Genomic DNA, 16,996 nt, shown 5'->3' with positions numbered 1-16,996 from the left:
CGGCTAATGAGTCAACTAAGCGCCGGCTCGTTTAAAAAACATCTAAAGTCATTTTCCTTTTCTCGCGTTGGGGAAGATTCGATCCGTTCGTTTTTCTGTTTGGCTTTGAAAATGCAATTTAAGTAAACAAAAATTTTGCTTTCTGCTTGGTGCTTATTCCTTTGTAGCGTTACAGATGTGTCTGCTTGTTTCGCCAGCGTCACTTCCTTGGGTTGTGGTTGATATTCGTCAGCTGTTATTTCTTCGGACGCGATGTGGTTTCGCTCGGCGCCCGGTGCAGCGTGATCAAACAGAAAAAGGCCGCCAGATGGCGGCCTTCTAATGTCAGGCTGGCAGGATGCCGGATGTCAGGCGAGCCCGCTGCGAGACAACGGCAAGGTTGCAGCCCATTCTCCTTTGGCTGCCGCAATCGCATTTGCAACGGCCGGTCCGATGGGCGGCGTTCCTGGTTCACCGATACCGGTCGGGGCTTCTGCCGAGGCCACGATGTGAACCTCGATCAGCGGCATGTCGGTCATCCGCAGCGGCTGGTAGGTATCAAAGTTCGCCTGGTCGACCTCACCGTCGGTGAAGGTGATCTCGTTGCGCAGGATCGCCCCGAGGCCATAGCCGATCGCACCCTCGACCTGTGCTCGGATCGCGTCCGGATTGACGGGAATGCCGCAATCGACGGCGCAGACGACCTTTTCCACCTTCACGGTGCCGTCCTCGCGGAACGAGATTTCCGCAATTTCCGCAACGTGGCTGTTGAAGGACGTGTGTACGGCGACGCCGCGGTATCTGCCCTCCGGCAATGCAGCGCCCCATCCGGCCTTTTCTGCGGCGAGCTTGAGCACGCCGAGCTTGCGCGGATCGTCCTTCAGGAGTGTTTCGCGATAGGCAACGGGATCTTGTCCCGCCTCCTTGGCCAGCCGGTCGATCATCGTTTCCATCACATAGGCCGTGTGGGTATGGCCGACCGACCGCCACCAAAGAACCGGAATCGGCGTCTTGGTTGCGTGTACTTCCAGCGCAAAGGCCGGAAGGGCATAGGTGGTATTTGAAACCCCCTCGACCATGGTCTCGTCGATGCCGTTCTTGACGACGAAGGCCTCCATTGCCGTGCCGATCATGATCGACTTGCCGGCGATCCGGTGTTCCCAGGCCAGAAGGTTTCCGTTGGCATCAAGCCCTGCGCGAACCCTGTGCCGCATCATCGGGCGATAGTACCCGCCGCGGATGTCATCCTCGCGGGTCCACACAACCTTGATGTGCTGCGGCGCATGACCGGCGGCCAGGCGTGTCTTGGCGATCAGTGCCGCCTCGACGAAGTAGTGGCTGTCCGGCTGAGCGCGGCGGCCAAAGGATCCACCCGCCCACAGGGTGTTGATCGCAACCTTGTCCGGGGTGAGGCCCAGCACCTGGCCGGCAACCATCTGGTCGATGGTCTGGAACTGGGATCCGGTCCAGAACGTCGCGCTCGATCCGTCAAACAGGACGGTGATGTCGAGCGGTTCCATCGGAGCGTGCGCGAGGTAGGGGAACTGGTAGTCCGCCTCGATGACCCGGGCAGCCTTCGCCATGGCCGCGGCGGCATCGCCATGGCCGTGGGCCTTCAGGCCTGGCTTTGCGACGAGATCGGCCAGCTCGGCTTCCATGGCGTCGGTGGAGCGCATCTCGGCTGCGCTGTCGTCCCAGGTGATGGTCAGGGCATCGCGGCCCTGCATCGCCGCCCAGGTTCCGGTTGCCAGCACCGCTACGCCAGAGGGGACCGTGATGACATCGACCACACCGGGAAGGGCGCGCGCTGCCGCATCATCGACGGTGGCAACGGTCGAACCGAAGCGCGGCGGGCGGGCAAGGACGGCAACCAGCATGTTGTCGAAGCGCTGGTCCATGCCATATGCCCCGGCTGCCCCGCGGGTCTTGGCCTTGGTGTCGACCCGGGGGAACGACTTGCCGATGTAAACCCACTGGTCGGGGGTCTTCAGTGTCACGTCCTGCGGAATTGCCTCGGCTGCTGCCGCACCGGCCATCTCGCCGAATGTAGCTGTCTTGCCGGAGGCGTGCGACAGAGTACCCGCGGATACCTTGATTTCCGCGGCAGGGACGCTCCACGCCTTTGCTGCGGCTGAGACGAGCATCGCACGGGCGGTTGCACCGGCCTGCCGGTACTGCTGGAACGAATTGGCCATGGCCGTCGAGCCGCCGGTTCCCTGCATGCCGAAGAACAGGTTCTTGTAGAGTTCGGCATTCGCGGGGGCAAACTCGACGCTGACCTGTTCCCAGGCGGCATCCAGTTCCTCTGCGACCAGCGTCGCCAGACCCGTGGCGATGCCCTGCCCCTTGTCGAGGTGCTTGGACAGGACAAGAATCGTGTTGTCCGCGCGGATATGCACGAACGGCTGGGCGAAACTGTCGCCGGCAGCCGCCAGGGCCTGCTGGCCCGGAAGGCGCAGCGCCAGCAGCAGGCCGCCGGCCGCGCCTGCGGTCAGCTTGAGGAATGTGCGCCGGCTGGGAGCGGCTGCCGCAATCGGCTGGGTGAGATGATGCAGCATTGTCAGCCCTCCATCTTTTCGGCGGCAAGGTGGATGGCGGAGCGGATGCGGGCGTAGGTGGCGCAGCGGCAGACGTTTCCGTCCATGGCCGCGTCGATGTCTGCATCCGTCGGCTTCGGTGTTTCAGTCAGGAGCGCCGTCGCTGCCATGATCTGGCCCGACTGGCAATAACCGCATTGCGGTACGTCGAGTTCCGTCCAGGCCGCGCGAATGGCGGCCGCAGCCGGCGATTCAATGCCTTCGATGGTCGTGATGCTGGCGCCTTCCGCGTCACCGAGGACGGTCTGGCAGGAGCGGACCGGGGTGCCGTCGAGATGAACGGTGCAGGCACCGCACTGGGCAACGCCGCAGCCAAATTTTGTACCAGTGAGACCGAGCGTGTCGCGCAGAATCCAGAGAAGGGGCGTCTGAGGATCCGCGTCAATAACGCGCGCCTCCCCGTTCAAGGTGAGGGAAGTTGCCATGTCACGTCTCCCGTGGCTAAAACCTGGCTGAAGGAGTAAACTACACGGTGCAGTTTACATCCGCCTTGCGCGATCTGTAAACTCCCGAGTTTACATAGGGAGCGTTTTTTGAGATCAAAGCCCCATGAGCGAAAGTCAGGGCCTTTCTGTCAGCGACCAGAAGCGCAAACAGATCATTGAGGCAGCGATTGCTGAGTTTCAGGAACGGGGATTTGCCGGGGCCAGCATGGACCGCATCTCCGATCGTGCCGCCGTGTCCAAGCGCACGGTCTACAATCACTTCGCCAGCAAAGATGTGCTGTTCCGGGCCATTATCGACTGTCTGACGGACCGCATGCTGGCCGCGCTTGATGTGGTTTATGTTCCGGGTGAAGACTTCCGGACGCAGCTGTTGCGTCTCGGCTGGGCCGAAGGAAATCTCCTCATCGATCCCTGTTTCATGCGCATGGCGCGGATGCTGATGGGCGAAACCATCCGTCATCCGGCGCTCGCGGCCGAGTTTGCCCAGCAGGTCGACAAGATGCGCGCCTTTGGCGCGTTCATGGATGCCGCCTATGCCGAAGGCGCGCTCACACAGGGCACGCCAGAGCTTGCTGCGACCCAGTTCATGGGCCTGATCAAGGCGCGCGGGTTCTACCCCTACCTCATGACGGGCGGCGCGCCTGACCGCGAAACGATGCAAGCCATCGTCGATGACGCCGTATCCCTGTTGATCAAGGCATTTGCCTGAGACGCTCCGGAAACAAAAAAGGGCCGGCGTTGGCCGGCCCTCCAGACTGTTGGCAAACCCTTTATCGTCATCCCGGACGCAGCGAAGCGGAGATCCGGGACCGGAGAGCCTAGGTCTCTCCCGGGTTGGCTAATTGAAGTATAAAGACCTCGCCTCTCCGGTCCCGGCTCGGCGCTACGCTTGGCCGGGATGACTTCGGAGAGGTCGAGGCTTGCCATCAAGCTCAGGCCCGCCGTTTGGCCGACCCTCGTTTTGTTGTCTGGATCTGACAGGCTTGCAGCTTACTGCAGGCGCGCAACCAGTTCATGCGTGATCTGGCCAAGCCAGGTTTCGCTGACCACATCGTCGCCCTTCTTCAGGTAGACGCGGGCCTCGATCGGGTCGTGATCGGCAACCTTGGCGTCGAAGATCAGGCGCCAGCGGTCGGTGCCGACGACCGGCAGCAGGTACGGGTTGATGGCTTCGCCGCGCGACAGTTCCACAACCGGCTTCACGCCATCGCCCTGGCCGAGGCCCTTGAGAGCCGGACCTTCGAAGTCGATGGACACCTTGATCTGGTCTGCCGGGCGCGGCTGGCCCGGGACACCGCCCTGGCCGACGCGGGTTGCAACGGTGCGCGAACCCACGCCCGGAAGCGGATGGTGGTCCTTCCAGTACATGCGATAGGCAAAGCGCCGCTCTTCGCCGGCGACCGGCAGGGTCTTCGGCAGGAAGTAGGCAACGATGTTGTCGTAGATCTCGTCATCGGTCGGGATTTCGACCAGCTGGACAGCGCCTTCACCGAACGGAGCCTGCGGCTCGATCCAGACCGACGGACGCTTGTCGTAGAACACGCCATCGTCTTCATAGTTGACGAAAGCGCGGTCACGCTGTGCAAGGCCAAAGCCCTTCAGGTTGGACGCCTGGAAGGTCGAGGTGCGCAGGCCCTTCGGGTTGTTCAGCGGACGCCAGATCTGCTCGCCGTTTTCCATGACGATGGACAGGCCGTCGGTGTCATGCACCTCCGGACGCCAGTCGAGGCCCATCGAGCGGTTGGTCTCCGAGTACCAGTACATGCTGGTCAGCGGAGCGATGCCAAGACGTTCGACGGGGGCACGGAAGAACAGGCGGCTGTCGATGTCGATGGTCTGACCTTCGCCATCGGCATTGCGCATGGTCATCTTGTAGGCGCCAGCAACGCTCGGGCTGTCGAGCAGCGCGTAGAGGATCATGGTTTCGTCGGCATTCTCGCCCGGCGCCAGCCAGAACGAGGTGAAGCGCGGGAACTCTTCCGGCTGCGACATGCCGGTGTTCAGTGCCAGGCCGCGGGCAGACTGGCCGTACTGGTTGGACTGGCCGTCCGTGCGGAAGTAGGACGCGCCAAGGAAGGAGATCCAGTCGGTCTTCAGGTTGCCGCGCATGATGCGGAAGCCGGCGAAGCCGATGTCGGCCGGCAGATCACGCGCCGGGCTGTTGTCCGGGCTGGAAAAATAGGTCGGATCGTACAGGATCTCACGGGCAACACCGCTGTTGACCTCGTAGATCTTGACCGGCTGCTTGAAGTAGCGGCCGAGGTGGAAGAACTGGACCGGAGCCTTGTCCGAGATGTTCACGGTCTCGTCCGCATCGAAGCGGATCTTCCAGTGCGCATCAAAGTCGATCTTTTCCAGCGTCTCGGCTGCGCGGCTGCGCGGCTCGACATAGGGCTTGGACCCCAGTGCCTTTGCCTGATCGATCACGGCGTCGAAGCTGAACGGTTCGGCTGGGCCGCGCTTGGCGGACAGGTCGCCGGCGACCGCGGGGAGGGCGGGGGCGGCGAGAATTCCAAGGAGAAGAAGGCAGGAAGCGATGAAACGCATGGGTCACCCTTGTGGCAAAGGCGCCTGAAGCTGCAGGGGGGCACGTTCTGCCTCCCCACAAGGCGGCGGCGGAAAATACAACTGCGTCATGAACCCCGCAAGCGGCAGAATCGTTGCAGGACCTGCCATTTTTGAACAAGGTGAAGCCGTCTCACAAAAGGGACTTTCCAGCCCGCACCGTCCTGACTAGAGTGCCCCCGGTTTTTGAGGGCTTCCGGAGACTGCGCCGGACGCCAGGAACATCTCGCAGAACAGCATCGGACATTTCTCATGGCCCATGGCGACATCAAGAAGGTCGTGCTTGCCTATTCCGGCGGCCTCGACACCTCCATCATTCTGAAGTGGCTCCAGACGGAGCTGGGCGCCGAAGTGGTGACCTTTACCGCTGACCTCGGCCAGGGCGAAGAACTGGAACCGGCCCGCAAGAAGGCCGAGATGCTTGGCATCAAGGAAATCTTCATCGAAGACGTGCGCGAGGAATTCGTCCGCGACTTCGTGTTCCCGATGTTCCGCGCCAACGCCGTCTACGAAGGCGTTTACCTGCTGGGTACGTCGATCGCCCGTCCGTTGATTTCCAAGCATCTGATCGAGATTGCCAAGAAGACCGGCGCCGATGCCATCGCCCATGGTGCGACCGGCAAGGGCAACGACCAGGTTCGCTTCGAGCTGTCGGCCTATGCGCTCAACCCGGACATCAAGATCATCGCGCCATGGCGTGACTGGACCTTCAAGAGCCGCACTGACCTCCTGGACTTCGCCGAGAAGCATCAGATTCCGGTGGCCAAGGACAAGAAAGGCGAGGCTCCGTTCTCCGTGGATGCCAACCTGCTGCACTCGTCCTCTGAGGGCAAGGTGCTGGAAGATCCGGCCATGGAAGCCCCGGAATACGTGCACATGCGCACGATCTCTCCGGAAGCTGCCCCGGATAAGGCCACCGTCATCAAGATCGGCTTCGAGCGCGGCGACGCCGTGTCGATCAACGGCGAACGCCTGTCGCCGGCAACGCTGCTGGCCAAGCTCAACGACTATGGCCGTGACAACGGCATCGGCCGTCTTGATCTCGTCGAGAACCGTTTCGTTGGCATGAAGAGCCGTGGCGTCTACGAGACCCCGGGCGGCACCATCCTGCTCACCGCCCACCGGGCCATGGAATCGATCACGCTGGACCGTGGCGCCGCGCATCTCAAGGACGAGATCATGCCGCGCTATGCCGAGTTGATCTATTACGGCTTCTGGTTCTCGCCGGAGCGCGAGATGCTGCAGGCTCTCATCGACAAGAGCCAGGAGCATGTCGAGGGCGAAGTGACCCTGAAGCTCTACAAGGGCAACGTCATGGTCACCGGCCGCGAGAGCCCGAAGTCGCTCTACTCCGACAAGCTGGTGACGTTCGAGGACGACCAGGGCGCCTACGACCAGAAGGATGCAGCCGGCTTCATCAAGCTGAACGCTCTGCGTCTGCGTACGCTCGCCAAGCGCAACAAGCTCGGCTGATCGCCCGACTTTGTCTGACACGATCCCGGCGCGACGATGATCGCGCCGGGATTTTTGTTTGTTTCAGGTGCCCGGACAGCGCGGCGCTGCTGTGCTACCGTCCGGCCCATCCGGCCGCGCCAAATCGAGAGTGCCCATGGATCTGACTCTGGACCTGCCGATCGACCCCCTGCTGAATTTCCTGCGGGTGCTGGATTATCTCGGCGTCGCCGTGTTCGCCGTCACGGGCGCCATTGTTGCCTCGCGCAAAAACATGGATCTCATCGCGTTCCTGTTCTTCGCCACGATGACCGGCATCGGCGGCGGCACCTTGCGCGATCTTCTCCTTGGCGTTCCGGTGTTCTGGACGAAGTCGGAAGGCTATCTGCTCGTCTGTCTCTGTGTCAGCGTGCTGATGTGGTTCGGGGCGCATGTGGTGGAAGGCTGGGGCAAGCCCCTGCGCTGGGCGGACGCGGTCGGTCTGGCTGCCTATTGCGTGATGGGGTCGGCGAAAGCGCTGTCCGTCTCGGACATGCCAGTCGTGGCTGTCCTGATGGGGGTGCTGACAGCGACCTTCGGCGGTGTCCTGCGCGACGTCGTTGTCGGAGATCCTTCTGCAATCGTGAAGCCGGAGCTGTATATCTCGGCAGCAGTGATCGGGTCGACGGTCTTTGTCGTCCTTACAGTCGTCGGTCTCGCGCTCTGGCCAGCGGCGCTCCTCGGCGCGGCGGCAGCTTTCGTCCTTCGCGCGGGGGCCATTGCACGCGGCTGGACTTTGCCAGGTTATCGTCCGCCGGCGTCCCGCAAGTGACCTTGCCGCGTCCGACCGCGCAAAGGTTGGATGCTGGTCCGTAGATTTCACGGGACCATGCTGCCATTGTCAGACCAGCCGTTTGGCGTCGACAGCCGCGAGGGACAGCATGACAAAGCACGGGCATTTTCACTGGAACGAGCTGAACACCCGCGATCCGGACCTCGCGCGGGCCTTCTATGGCGCAACTCTCGGATGGACGTTCTCGGATATGCCAATGGAAGAAGGCGTCTACTGGGTCGCCATGATGGATGGCTGCCCTGTCGCCGGCATTTTCACCATGACCAGCCCGGACTTTGATGGCCTGCCGGAGCACTGGTTCTCCTACCTGGCGGTGGACGATGTCGATGCACGCGTGAGGCAGGCGGTGAAGGCCGGGGCTGATCTGATCCGTCCGCCCTTTGACGCGCCAGGTGCCGGACGCCTTGCGATTGTCCGTGATCCGTCAGGCGCAGTGCTTGGCTGGATTACCCCGGAAGCCGGCAGCGAACAAACCGGCAGCTGACCTTGCAAGATAAAGACGTCGCGTCTTGCCTGTTTCAGGCGGCGCGGCTGTCCTTGCCCGGGGCGGGCAGCGCCGGGCCATTGCTGGCTGCCTGGTCGGCAACGGCTGCCCGCAGCTGGTCGGCCTCGCGGTGCCATTTGTCGGCTTCATTGCGCTTCACGCGCGCTTCCCGGCGCCATTTGCCCTGCTTGGCCCAGGCACCGAGCCCGCCAATGGCGATGCCAGCGAGAATGGCGCAGAACATCACCCAGAACAGCGGCACATCGGTGATGGTGAGGCGCGGATCCTGCGGATCAAATGGATTGAGCGAAATATTGACGCCGTGGCGGTTGGCAACAGACAGCGGCAACAGCACGAGCGCAATGACGAACAGGATGATGTTCTTCAGGAACCGTGTCACTAATCTGACGCCTTTCGCTTGAAGACGAACGATCAGTCGTCGTCGTCTTCGCCGTGGTCAACGCCGTCGTTCAGGCGTTCCCGCATTTCCTTGCCCGTCTTGAAGAAGGGCACGTATTTTTCATCCACGTCAACCTTCTGGCCGGTGCGCGGGTTGCGGCCGACACGAGCCGGGCGGTTCTTGACGGAAAAGGCGCCGAAGCCGCGCAATTCAACGCGATCACCGCGCATCAGGGCTTCAGTCACTTCATCGAGGATGGCGTTGACGATGTTCTCGACGTCCCGCTGGTAGAGATGCGGGTTCTGTTCGGCGATGCGCTGAACCAGTTCGGACTTGATCATTCCCCGCCCCCTCGTCTTGCTTCTGTCTCGGCCGCGTTGGGAGCGTGCCAAACGGAGACCAGTCCGTCAAGCGTAAGGCTCGGGGAAATCAATCCTTTTGCGTTGCTGAGGTGGTTCAGGAGGGTGCTGGCGGCACCTTCTCCCAGGCTGCGCCCGATCTGCATGGAGAACGGCAGGTTTTCCTGCTCGGCCGGTACCTTCCACGTCACCACGGGCAGGTCGGCGGCGACGCCCTTTTCCGTGCGCAGCCAGGCGATGGCAGTGTCTTCGCCGCCGATGGCATCGATCAGGCCGGCCTCCTTTGCGCGGTATCCGCTCAGGATCGCGCCATTGGCCAGTTCGCGGGCGCGCGGCTCGTCCAGCTTGCGGCGCTCGGCGACAAGGCGGACGAACCAGTCATAGCTGTCGCCAACGAGCGTCTCCAGCACCTGCCGGGCTTCCGGGCTGGTGGTGGAGTAGAAATCGGGTTCGGCCTTCAGCGGCGAGCTTTTCACCGCGTCCATCTCGACGCCAAGTGTGGTCAGCAGCTTTTCGATGTTGCCATACTGGAACAGCACGCCAATAGAGCCGGTGATCGAATTGTAACGCGCCACCACATGGTCACTGGCGAGCGCGATCATGTATCCTGCCGAGGTTCCAACAGTGCGGATTTCGGCCACGAGTGGCTTCTTCTTGGCCAGTTCTGACAGCGCTTCATACAGGGCTTCGCCGCCCGTGGTGCTGCCACCGGGAGAGTTGATCGACAGGATCACGCCCTTCACAGCCGTCGATTCCGAGATGTCCCGGATCATCTTCAGCTGCTGCCGGTCATCGAGGATGACACCCTCGACTGAAATGCGGGCAATGTGGGCCGAGCGCCGCGAGGGCGCGTTCAGGCCTGTTACGGCCAGAATAGCCGCGCCAAGCGCGACGGCGAGGATCACGAAGGCGGCGATCCGCCAGAACGTCAACTTCCGGCGCAGGCGGCGACGGTCAACAATGGCATCGGCATCCAGGGACATGCTGGGATCTCTCCATGAGGTCTGATCCTCGTCAGCCTCATGGCTACACAGCCAGGACACCCTTGAAAAGGCCAAATCCGATCGAACGTGCCTGCGGCATAGTCGCCGGCAAGCTCCGCACCGGGTTGCACGGTCCGTTCAGGCGCTCCCCGGTGCAGATCTTCGGGCTCAGCTTGCCTGCACGATCTTGCTGTCCTGCGCATCGCGCTGGGCGCCGCGCATTGCAGTCAGGGTCGCACGCAGCGCACCGGCCTGGATGTCAGCCAGCTGGTCCATCGACAGCATGGCCGGCTGCCCGGCTTCGGCGGAAAAACCGCAGGAACTCAGGTGTCCGTCTGTGAACAGGTAGTGCATCGCCAGCATGCCGGGATGCGGCGCGGTGCCGGGCGTGTTGTCCCGAGGATCGCGGTGTTCGATGATGTAGCGTTCCAGCTCGAAGTCTGTCTGGATGTGCGGTTCAGTTTCGCGCATGCCTTCCTCCCGTGCCGTCCGTCCGCCGCACACCCTGGATGTGCGCGGGTTGATGCCCCTCACTGTGCGTTCAACTGGTTGCAGAAGGCTTGCGGTCTGCTTTTTGTTTGCCAGCAGGGTAAATCATTCGCAAATGCGCCATAATCTGCCGGCGTTGCCATATGAGTGCCGCTTTCCGGCGTTTGAAGTCGCGACATTGTTTTTCCGGTCGCCCAGGTGGCGATTCCCCGGTCTGGAGGCTGGTTCCATGCGCAAGGCTCTGCGCTCGTTCACTGCTGTTGCATGTTTTTCCGCGGTGACATTTGCCGCGACGGCGGCAATGGCCGCAGCCAAATGCGGCAGCGATTCAAGCGGGTTCAATGCCTGGCTGGAGGACTTCAAGCAGGAGGCGGTTTCGGCTCATGGCCTCAGCTCCTACACGGTTGCATCCGCCCTGACCGGGGTCACCTACGATGCGCAGGTCATCAAGCTCGACCGCGGCCAGAAATCGTTCAAGCTGAGCTTCGATGAATTCTACAAGCGCCGCGTCAACAACGCGCTGATCAAGCGCGGCCAGACGCTTTGGGCACAATACGGTGGTTTGTTCTCGCGGATCGAACGCGACTACGGCGTGCCGCCGCAGATCATCCTTGCGATCTGGGGCCTTGAGACAGGGTATGGCTCCGGCTCCGGCAAGATGCAGGTCGTACGTTCGCTCGCAACGCTGTCCTATGATTGCCGCCGCAGCGCGTTCTTCACCCGCGAACTGGTTGCGGCGCTGAAGATCATCGAAAATGGCGACAAGGCCCCCGAAGACATGCGCGGTGCCTGGGCCGGCGAACTGGGGCAGACCCAGTTCCTGCCCAGCTCCTATGTCAACTATGCCGTCGACTATGACGGCGATGGCAAGCGCGATCTGATCCGGTCTGTTCCCGATGTCCTGGCCTCAACGGCAAACTATCTGAAGCAGAAGGGCTGGCGCGCCGGTCAGCCTTGGGGTCCGGGCAGCGCCAATGAGGCTGTGCTGCGTGAATGGAACAAGGCCGAGGTCTATGTGAAGACCATCGGCGTCATGGCCGAAAAGCTCGAGGACTGACCCCGCCGTCCGTCATGTGACGGGCCGGGACAAGGGACGCGGATCCGCTGGCGTGAGGGCGCCGGCATCACTTGGTGGCGGCTTCAGCCGTACACGTCTTGCTGGAGACATGGATGTCGCGTTCCTCCTTCCTCGCACTCGGTGTGCTGCTGGTCGTCGTCGTAGGCGGCGGTTTGTTCATCGGGGCAACCAACCTTCCCGGTGACTGGTATGCCAGCCTTCAGAAGCCTGGCTTCACGCCGCCCAACTGGTTGTTCCCGCCGGTCTGGACGGTGCTTTATGTGGCGATTGCCGTAGCGGGCTGGCGCAGCCTTGCGCTCGGTGCGACGCGCGCGCCGTTCCGGCTCTGGGCCTTGCAGCTGGTGCTGAATTTCGCCTGGAGCCCTGTGGTCTTTACCCTGCATCGGCTCGACTTCGGTCTCGGCATCATCCTGGCCTTGCTGGCAACGATCCTTCTGTTCATCTGGGTGAGCTGGCCGCAGGATCGTGTCGCTGCCGGGCTTTTTGTGCCCTATGCCCTCTGGGTCGGTTACGCCTCGGCCCTGAATGCCAGCCTTGTTGCGCTGAACTGAGAAATTTCCCGGGTTCAGCCGGGAATTTTGCCGTCTATTGCGCTGCAGCACGCGGCTGATTAGGCTCTGCCACCTTGAAAACGGTGAAAGGGTCCAGCGATGCTCAGCCGGGCGGCAGACTTTGACAGCCTTAGCGCAGGGTTCGCGTGGACCCTGCCGCAGCGCTATAACATCGCCCGATCGGTCTGTGATGACTGGGCAGCGCGGGAGCCCGACCGGCTCGCGATCCGTCACGTGTCTGCCAATGGCAGCCATCATGACTGGAGTTACGCCGCGCTTGCTGCTGCCTCGAACCGGTTTGCCAACGCGCTTTCCGCACTGGGCATAAAGCCGGGCGACCGGGTGGCCCTGTTGCTGCCCCAGGCGCCTGAGACGGCAATCGTCCATCTGGCCGTCTACAAGCTTGGCGCCATCGCCGTGCCACTGGCCGCGCTGTTCGGGTCGGATGCGTTGCGCTACCGGCTGACCGATTCCGGTGCGCGGGCGCTGGTGACCAATGCCGCCGGCCTTGCCAAGGTCGCGCCCTTGCGCGCGGACCTGCCGCAACTGGCCGAAGTTGTCAGCATCGACGGGCCGGGCGAGGGAGCGCTAGGGTTTGCTGACCTGATGCAGAAGGCAAGCGACCGCTTCACATGCCGTGATACCGGGCTCAACGATCCCGCGCTGATGATCTACACCTCTGGCACCACCGGCCAGCCGAAGGGCGTGTTGCATGGCCACCGGGTGCTGCTGGGGCATCTGCCGGGCATCGAACTGTCGCAGGAATTTCTCGGCCAGCCGGGTGATCTGCTGTGGACGCCTGCGGACTGGGCCTGGGCGGGCGGCTTGCTCAATGCCTTGTTTCCCTCGCTGCATCAGGGCGTGCCGGTCATTGCCTTCTCGGCGCAGAAGTTTGATCCGGAACAGGCGTTCCACCTGATCGCCTCGCAGGGCGTGCGCAACGTGTTCGTGCCGCCCACCGCTTTGAAGATGATGCGCGCGGTCGAACATCCGGCACGGCGCTTTGACCTCAAGCTGCGCAGCATCGGCTCGGCCGGCGAGGCGCTCGGCCGCGAGGCCTTCGAGTGGACCCGGGCCGAACTGGGCCTGCCGGTGAACGAGTTCTACGGCCAGACAGAGTGCAACGCCGTCCTCGGCTCCTGTGCCGGTCTAGGCGTCTCGCGCGCGGGCGCCATCGGGCGCGCCATTCCCGGGCATGAGGTTGCGATCATCGGACCCGACGGCATTGTGTTGCCGCGTGGCACCCAGGGGCAGATCGCCGTTCGGCGGCCGGACCCGGTCATGTTCCTGGAGTACTGGAACAAGCCGGATGCGACCGCAGAAAAATTCATAGGTGACTGGATGACCACCGGTGACCAGGGTGTGATGGACGACGACGGCTATGTCGAGTTCATCGGCCGCGACGATGACGTGATCACCTCGGCCAGCTATCGCATCGGGCCGGGCGAGATCGAGGATTGCCTGCTCACCCATCCCGCGGTGAAGCTGGCCGCCGCCATCGGCAAGCCGGACAAGCTGCGGACTGAAATCGTCAAGGCTTACGTGGTTCTGGCGGACGGCTTCACAGCGAGCGATGCCCTGGCACAGGAGATCCGTGCCCATGTCCGCACCCGACTGTCGGCCCATGAATATCCGCGCGAAATCGACTTTCTTGCGGAGTTGCCGATGACAACCACCGGCAAGATCATCCGACGCGAACTGCGGGACCGGGCGAAGGCCGAAGGCCAGGCGACCTAACGCCGCCTCAGTCGATGGTACAGCCGCTTGGCACTGGCATATGCCATCCGGTCCATCCCCTGCAGCGCGCCAAGTGGTGCGGCAAACGGGCCGTGGCTCAGCCGCAGCGTCGTGTAGGCCATGCGTCCGCGCCAGAGCGGCTCGATCATCGGATGACCGGGTACGGCCAGGGAATCACCGCCGGCGGTCAGGCGCGGGTCCCCGATGTTTGTGCGCAGGGCCTGCAGGGTGACGCGCTGTCCCGGCGAGAACCGCGCCAGTGTCTCGTCAAAGGCGATCTTCCAGGCGTGGCTGCGTCCCTGATGCTCGACCAGCACGAGCGCCGCGATCGCGTCCCCTTTGAACCGGATCAGGTCGATGCGCAGCCGGTCCTGAGCCGCCATGGCGGCGATGAAGCTTCTTGAGAAGTTAGCCGTCTGCTCGGTCGAGAGAAGCGCCGTCCCGCCTTGTCCCTTCCAGCCGGAGGCCTCCAGCCGGAGAAACGCCTCGAACGCGTCCAGCGTATCAGGCCCGCGATGGCTCTCCTCGATGACATCACCCAGTTCGGCCAGCCGCCGGGCCAGCCGGTCAAACTCCTTGCGCCGCTTGGGTGTCCAGGCCTCGGCGAGCTGGGCCGCGCCCTCTACGCCTCCAGAGTGCGCAGCGCGGGCGGCAGTGCCGTCCTCTGCAATCGCCCAGCCCTTGGCTTCGGCCCGCAGCAGAGCTGCGGCGTGTCCGGTCAGCGGCAGATAGGGGATGTCGAGCCTGCTGGCTCCCGGCAGGGTCACGATCGAGCTTGCCGCGCGAAGAAACACCGGGACAGCTTCCGACGGGCAATCCGGATGAATGAGCGGCGTGCCGAGTGGGCCATATTCACTGGCCCAGAGGGTCGTTGTTGGTACAAGGAACCCCGCGCGCTTCCGTCCGACGGGCGCTGCCATCAACCACTGCCCGGTCGCGGCATCTTCGACAACGGCAAGCGCAAGCCGGCCCGGCACCATATTGCTGCTGTAGGGCAGGAGGAAGCCTGGGCCAAAGAAAGGGTTGGGCTCCGTCGCCGCGTCAAACAGGCGGTCCCAGGCTGCCTCGGGCTTGATTGCCCTCAGGGTTCCAACAAGGGTCATTGTGCTCCCGCCTTGCTGACCACTGACCGCTTGTTCGGCACGAGGGCGAAGGGAATGAAACCGAGTTTGCGGCGGCTGACCACCGCCAGCGCAATGGCTTCGGCGATCATCGCCAGCGTCGTGGCGACAGCGGCGCCGACAAGGCCGTAGGCGGGGATGAGCGCGGCATTGAAGGCGACATTCACGGCGAAGACACCGGCATAGACGAAGGCACAGCTTTTCTGATGGCCGGTCATGCCCAGCAGCGCGTCCGCGGGGCCAATGCTGGCGCGGGCCAGGACGCCGATCAGCAGGATCGCCATCAAGGGCACGCCTTCAACGAACTGTGGTCCGAACATCGCAAGCAGCAGCGGCGACAGAAGCAGCAGGGCCAGTCCACCGGCCAGAGATGGCCAGAAGGTCCAGCGGCTTGCCTGTCGCGCGTAGACGGCCAAATGCGTTTGGTCCCGGCCAGCGGCAAGACCCGCAAAGCGATGCGCCGAGGCAGACCGGACCGCGAAATGCACGAAATGCACCATCGCCAGGGTTTTCGAGGCCGCGAAATAGACGGCGACCTGCTCCGGTGGCTGCCAGAAGCTGACCATGATGACATCTGCGCTACTCAGCAGCTGCAGGAACCCCTCGACCATCAGCAAAGGCAGGGACACGCCGATCCAGAGCTTCAGCTCGTAGCGATGCGGACCGGCGGGAACGCGGGCGTTGAGCTGGCGCTGCAAACGCCAGGCTTGGTGCGCCGTTGTCAGAAAATGCGCCGCCACGGCCAGGATCGCAGCAATCGCTGCCGTGACGGGCTGTCCGGCCAGCACAAGCGGCAGGATCAGCGCCAGAAGCAACAGTGGCCGGTAGATGAAACTGGACAGCAGTCCCAGCGCGGGCAGGTCCTGACTGCGGGCGATCGCGTCCTGCACCCCGGTCAAGGCAAAGAATGGCACCGCCAGGAGGGCAATCGCCGCTGGCCAGACATAGACCGGGTCAATGACCGCGCGGCTCCACCACAGGATCTCGAGCCCGATCAGCGTCGCAAGACCGGCTGTGAACAGCGCAAGCAGCCTGCTGGCGCTGAGAAAGCCGCGCAGCCGGTCCATCTGGTTGGCCGCAAGATAGGTCGGTACGAACCGGCCCGGACTTGCAGAAAAGCCAAGGCTTGCCAGAAGGCCTAGCACCAGAGCCAGGGTCCAGACCACAGCGAACACGCCATAATCGTCCGCCCCCATCCAGCGCGCCAGAAGCACCTGTGACAGATAGGCCAGACCTGCTCCGGCGATCCGGATGCCCAGCACCGTCAGCGCCATGCGGCCGGCGCCAGTGGCCAGGCGTTGGCGGAGCTGGTCGTTCGCCACGGCCAGAAGACCAGCCAGCCGCGACGGCTGCTGTCCCGTGGTCGTTGCCTGACGGCCTGCCGTGCCTTGCTCGGCCACTCAATTCTCCATGCCTGATCGGCGGTTGCGCATGTTCTATGCCATGACTGGCTTTAAGGATTCGGCCAACAGATGACCAGCTTGCTCTGGCCTCCCGAGCCTGTCAGGTTTCGTCAAGCGCCTCGACGTAATACCAGCGTCCGCCGGACTTGCGGAACAGGCTGAGTTCGCGGTGGGTGTGAAGCTTCGCCCCGGCAAGATAGCGCGCCACAAACAGGACCTTGCCTTCGCGCGCAGCTCCGTCCCCTTTCTCGGTTGCCAGCACTGTCAGGCCAGTCCAGTTGCTCTCCCGGGACCAGCGGTCCACTGCGTCCGCGTCGAAGCCGGCCTGATACTTCGGCCAGAGTGTTTCCTTCAGATAGGCAATGTCCTTCAGGACATAAGCGCTGTAGCGCGACCGCATCAGGGCCTCGGCCGTCCCGGGCGGCGTCTTGCGCGCAAGCGCGGGTCCGCAGCACAGGTCAAGCGTCTGCCCGGATCCACAAGGGCAGGGCATGGTCGGGGAAGGGATGGTCATCGTGCT

Annotated in this window: 17 protein-coding genes and 1 pseudogene; 7 read left to right on the top strand and 11 right to left on the bottom strand. The window is 63.2% G+C overall.

All coding sequences use genetic code 11. The features are described 5' to 3' along the window. Nucleotides 1–347: 347 nt before the first annotated feature. A complete protein-coding gene (locus tag OVA12_RS11130; RefSeq protein ID WP_268137314.1) occupies nucleotides 348–2,537 on the bottom strand; it encodes a xanthine dehydrogenase family protein molybdopterin-binding subunit in 2,190 nt (729 codons plus the stop codon). A gap of 2 nt (nucleotides 2,538–2,539) precedes the next feature. Continuing rightward, on the bottom strand, nucleotides 2,540–3,001 hold the full coding sequence (locus OVA12_RS11125; RefSeq protein WP_268137312.1) for a (2Fe-2S)-binding protein: 462 nt from the start codon (nucleotides 2,999–3,001) through the stop codon (nucleotides 2,540–2,542). Nucleotides 3,002–3,125: 124 nt separating this feature from the next. On the opposite strand from OVA12_RS11125, the gene OVA12_RS11120 reads away from it, so the two are divergent. Then, nucleotides 3,126–3,731 carry a TetR/AcrR family transcriptional regulator gene (locus tag OVA12_RS11120; protein ID WP_268137310.1) on the top strand — a complete coding sequence of 202 codons (606 nt, stop codon included), beginning with the start codon at nucleotides 3,126–3,128 and terminating at the stop codon, nucleotides 3,729–3,731. 281 nt (nucleotides 3,732–4,012) lie between these two features. Here the strand turns inward: OVA12_RS11120 and OVA12_RS11115 are convergent, their stop codons facing one another. Then, nucleotides 4,013–5,569: a glucan biosynthesis protein gene (locus OVA12_RS11115; protein ID WP_268137308.1), complete on the bottom strand. Its 1,557-nt coding sequence runs from the start codon at nucleotides 5,567–5,569 to the stop codon at nucleotides 4,013–4,015. Nucleotides 5,570–5,839: 270 nt separating this feature from the next. Here OVA12_RS11115 and OVA12_RS11110 point away from each other — a divergent pair, with 270 nt between their 5' ends. From OVA12_RS11110 to OVA12_RS11100, 3 genes are all read left to right on the top strand, one after another. Next, nucleotides 5,840–7,060: an argininosuccinate synthase gene (locus tag OVA12_RS11110; protein WP_268137306.1), complete on the top strand. Its 1,221-nt coding sequence runs from the start codon at nucleotides 5,840–5,842 to the stop codon at nucleotides 7,058–7,060. 136 nt (nucleotides 7,061–7,196) lie between these two features. Next, nucleotides 7,197–7,850: a trimeric intracellular cation channel family protein gene (locus tag OVA12_RS11105; protein ID WP_268137304.1), complete on the top strand. Its 654-nt coding sequence runs from the start codon at nucleotides 7,197–7,199 to the stop codon at nucleotides 7,848–7,850. 109 nt (nucleotides 7,851–7,959) lie between these two features. Further along, entirely contained in the window at nucleotides 7,960–8,355 is a 396-nt protein-coding gene (locus OVA12_RS11100) for a VOC family protein (protein ID WP_268137302.1), read from the top strand. A 34-nt stretch (nucleotides 8,356–8,389) separates the two neighbouring features. Here OVA12_RS11100 and OVA12_RS11095 read toward each other — a convergent pair whose 3' ends face one another. The 4 genes from OVA12_RS11095 to OVA12_RS11080 all read right to left on the bottom strand — a co-directional run bounded on the left by OVA12_RS11095 (nucleotide 8,390) and on the right by OVA12_RS11080 (nucleotide 10,568). Next, nucleotides 8,390–8,755: a LapA family protein gene (locus OVA12_RS11095; RefSeq protein ID WP_268137300.1), complete on the bottom strand. Its 366-nt coding sequence runs from the start codon at nucleotides 8,753–8,755 to the stop codon at nucleotides 8,390–8,392. 32 nt (nucleotides 8,756–8,787) lie between these two features. After that, nucleotides 8,788–9,096 carry an integration host factor subunit beta gene (locus OVA12_RS11090; RefSeq protein WP_106753672.1) on the bottom strand — a complete coding sequence of 103 codons (309 nt, stop codon included), beginning with the start codon at nucleotides 9,094–9,096 and terminating at the stop codon, nucleotides 8,788–8,790. Next, the gene (gene sppA, locus OVA12_RS11085; RefSeq protein WP_268137296.1) at nucleotides 9,093–10,097 is read right to left on the bottom strand and encodes a signal peptide peptidase SppA; all 1,005 of its coding nucleotides are present in this window, start codon (nucleotides 10,095–10,097) and stop codon (nucleotides 9,093–9,095) included. Before sppA ends, OVA12_RS11090 begins: the two co-directional genes overlap by 4 nt. A 168-nt stretch (nucleotides 10,098–10,265) precedes the next feature. Then, a complete protein-coding gene (locus OVA12_RS11080) occupies nucleotides 10,266–10,568 on the bottom strand; it encodes a hypothetical protein (RefSeq protein ID WP_268137294.1) in 303 nt (100 codons plus the stop codon). Between the two features lie 247 nt (nucleotides 10,569–10,815). Between OVA12_RS11080 and OVA12_RS11075 the strand changes: the two genes are divergently transcribed. The 3 genes from OVA12_RS11075 to OVA12_RS11065 all read left to right on the top strand — a co-directional run bounded on the left by OVA12_RS11075 (nucleotide 10,816) and on the right by OVA12_RS11065 (nucleotide 13,952). Continuing rightward, entirely contained in the window at nucleotides 10,816–11,643 is an 828-nt protein-coding gene (locus tag OVA12_RS11075) for a lytic murein transglycosylase (RefSeq protein ID WP_268137292.1), read from the top strand. A gap of 113 nt (nucleotides 11,644–11,756) precedes the next feature. Then, nucleotides 11,757–12,215: a TspO/MBR family protein gene (locus OVA12_RS11070; RefSeq protein WP_268137291.1), complete on the top strand. Its 459-nt coding sequence runs from the start codon at nucleotides 11,757–11,759 to the stop codon at nucleotides 12,213–12,215. A 99-nt stretch (nucleotides 12,216–12,314) separates the two neighbouring features. Continuing rightward, a complete protein-coding gene (locus tag OVA12_RS11065) occupies nucleotides 12,315–13,952 on the top strand; it encodes an AMP-binding protein (protein WP_268137289.1) in 1,638 nt (545 codons plus the stop codon). Here OVA12_RS11065 and OVA12_RS11060 read toward each other — a convergent pair. The 4 genes and pseudogenes from OVA12_RS11060 to OVA12_RS11045 all read right to left on the bottom strand — a co-directional run. Further along, a complete protein-coding gene (locus tag OVA12_RS11060; protein ID WP_268137287.1) occupies nucleotides 13,949–15,055 on the bottom strand; it encodes a GNAT family N-acetyltransferase in 1,107 nt (368 codons plus the stop codon). The two genes, OVA12_RS11065 and OVA12_RS11060, sit on opposite strands and share 4 nt — an antisense overlap. Then, nucleotides 15,052–16,473, bottom strand: a complete 1,422-nt coding sequence (locus tag OVA12_RS11055) for a lipopolysaccharide biosynthesis protein (RefSeq protein ID WP_268137286.1) — start codon at nucleotides 16,471–16,473, stop codon at nucleotides 15,052–15,054. The genes OVA12_RS11060 and OVA12_RS11055 overlap by 4 nt, the downstream gene beginning before the upstream one ends. A 103-nt stretch (nucleotides 16,474–16,576) precedes the next feature. Beyond that, on the bottom strand, nucleotides 16,577–16,933 hold the full coding sequence (locus tag OVA12_RS11050) for a YchJ family protein (protein WP_268138668.1): 357 nt from the start codon (nucleotides 16,931–16,933) through the stop codon (nucleotides 16,577–16,579). Then, nucleotides 16,919–16,969 (bottom strand): annotated as a pseudogene (locus OVA12_RS11045) (SEC-C metal-binding domain-containing protein); the annotation flags it as partial. The gene OVA12_RS11050 and the pseudogene OVA12_RS11045, both read right to left, overlap by 15 nt. Nucleotides 16,970–16,996: the final 27 nt, after the last annotated feature.

Source organism: Pannonibacter sp. SL95 (assembly GCF_026672425.1).
Classification (GTDB): Bacteria; Pseudomonadota; Alphaproteobacteria; order Rhizobiales; family Stappiaceae; genus Pannonibacter.
The sequence above is the reverse complement of the archived record's forward strand: the minus strand, read 5'-3'. Positions and strand labels throughout refer to the sequence as shown.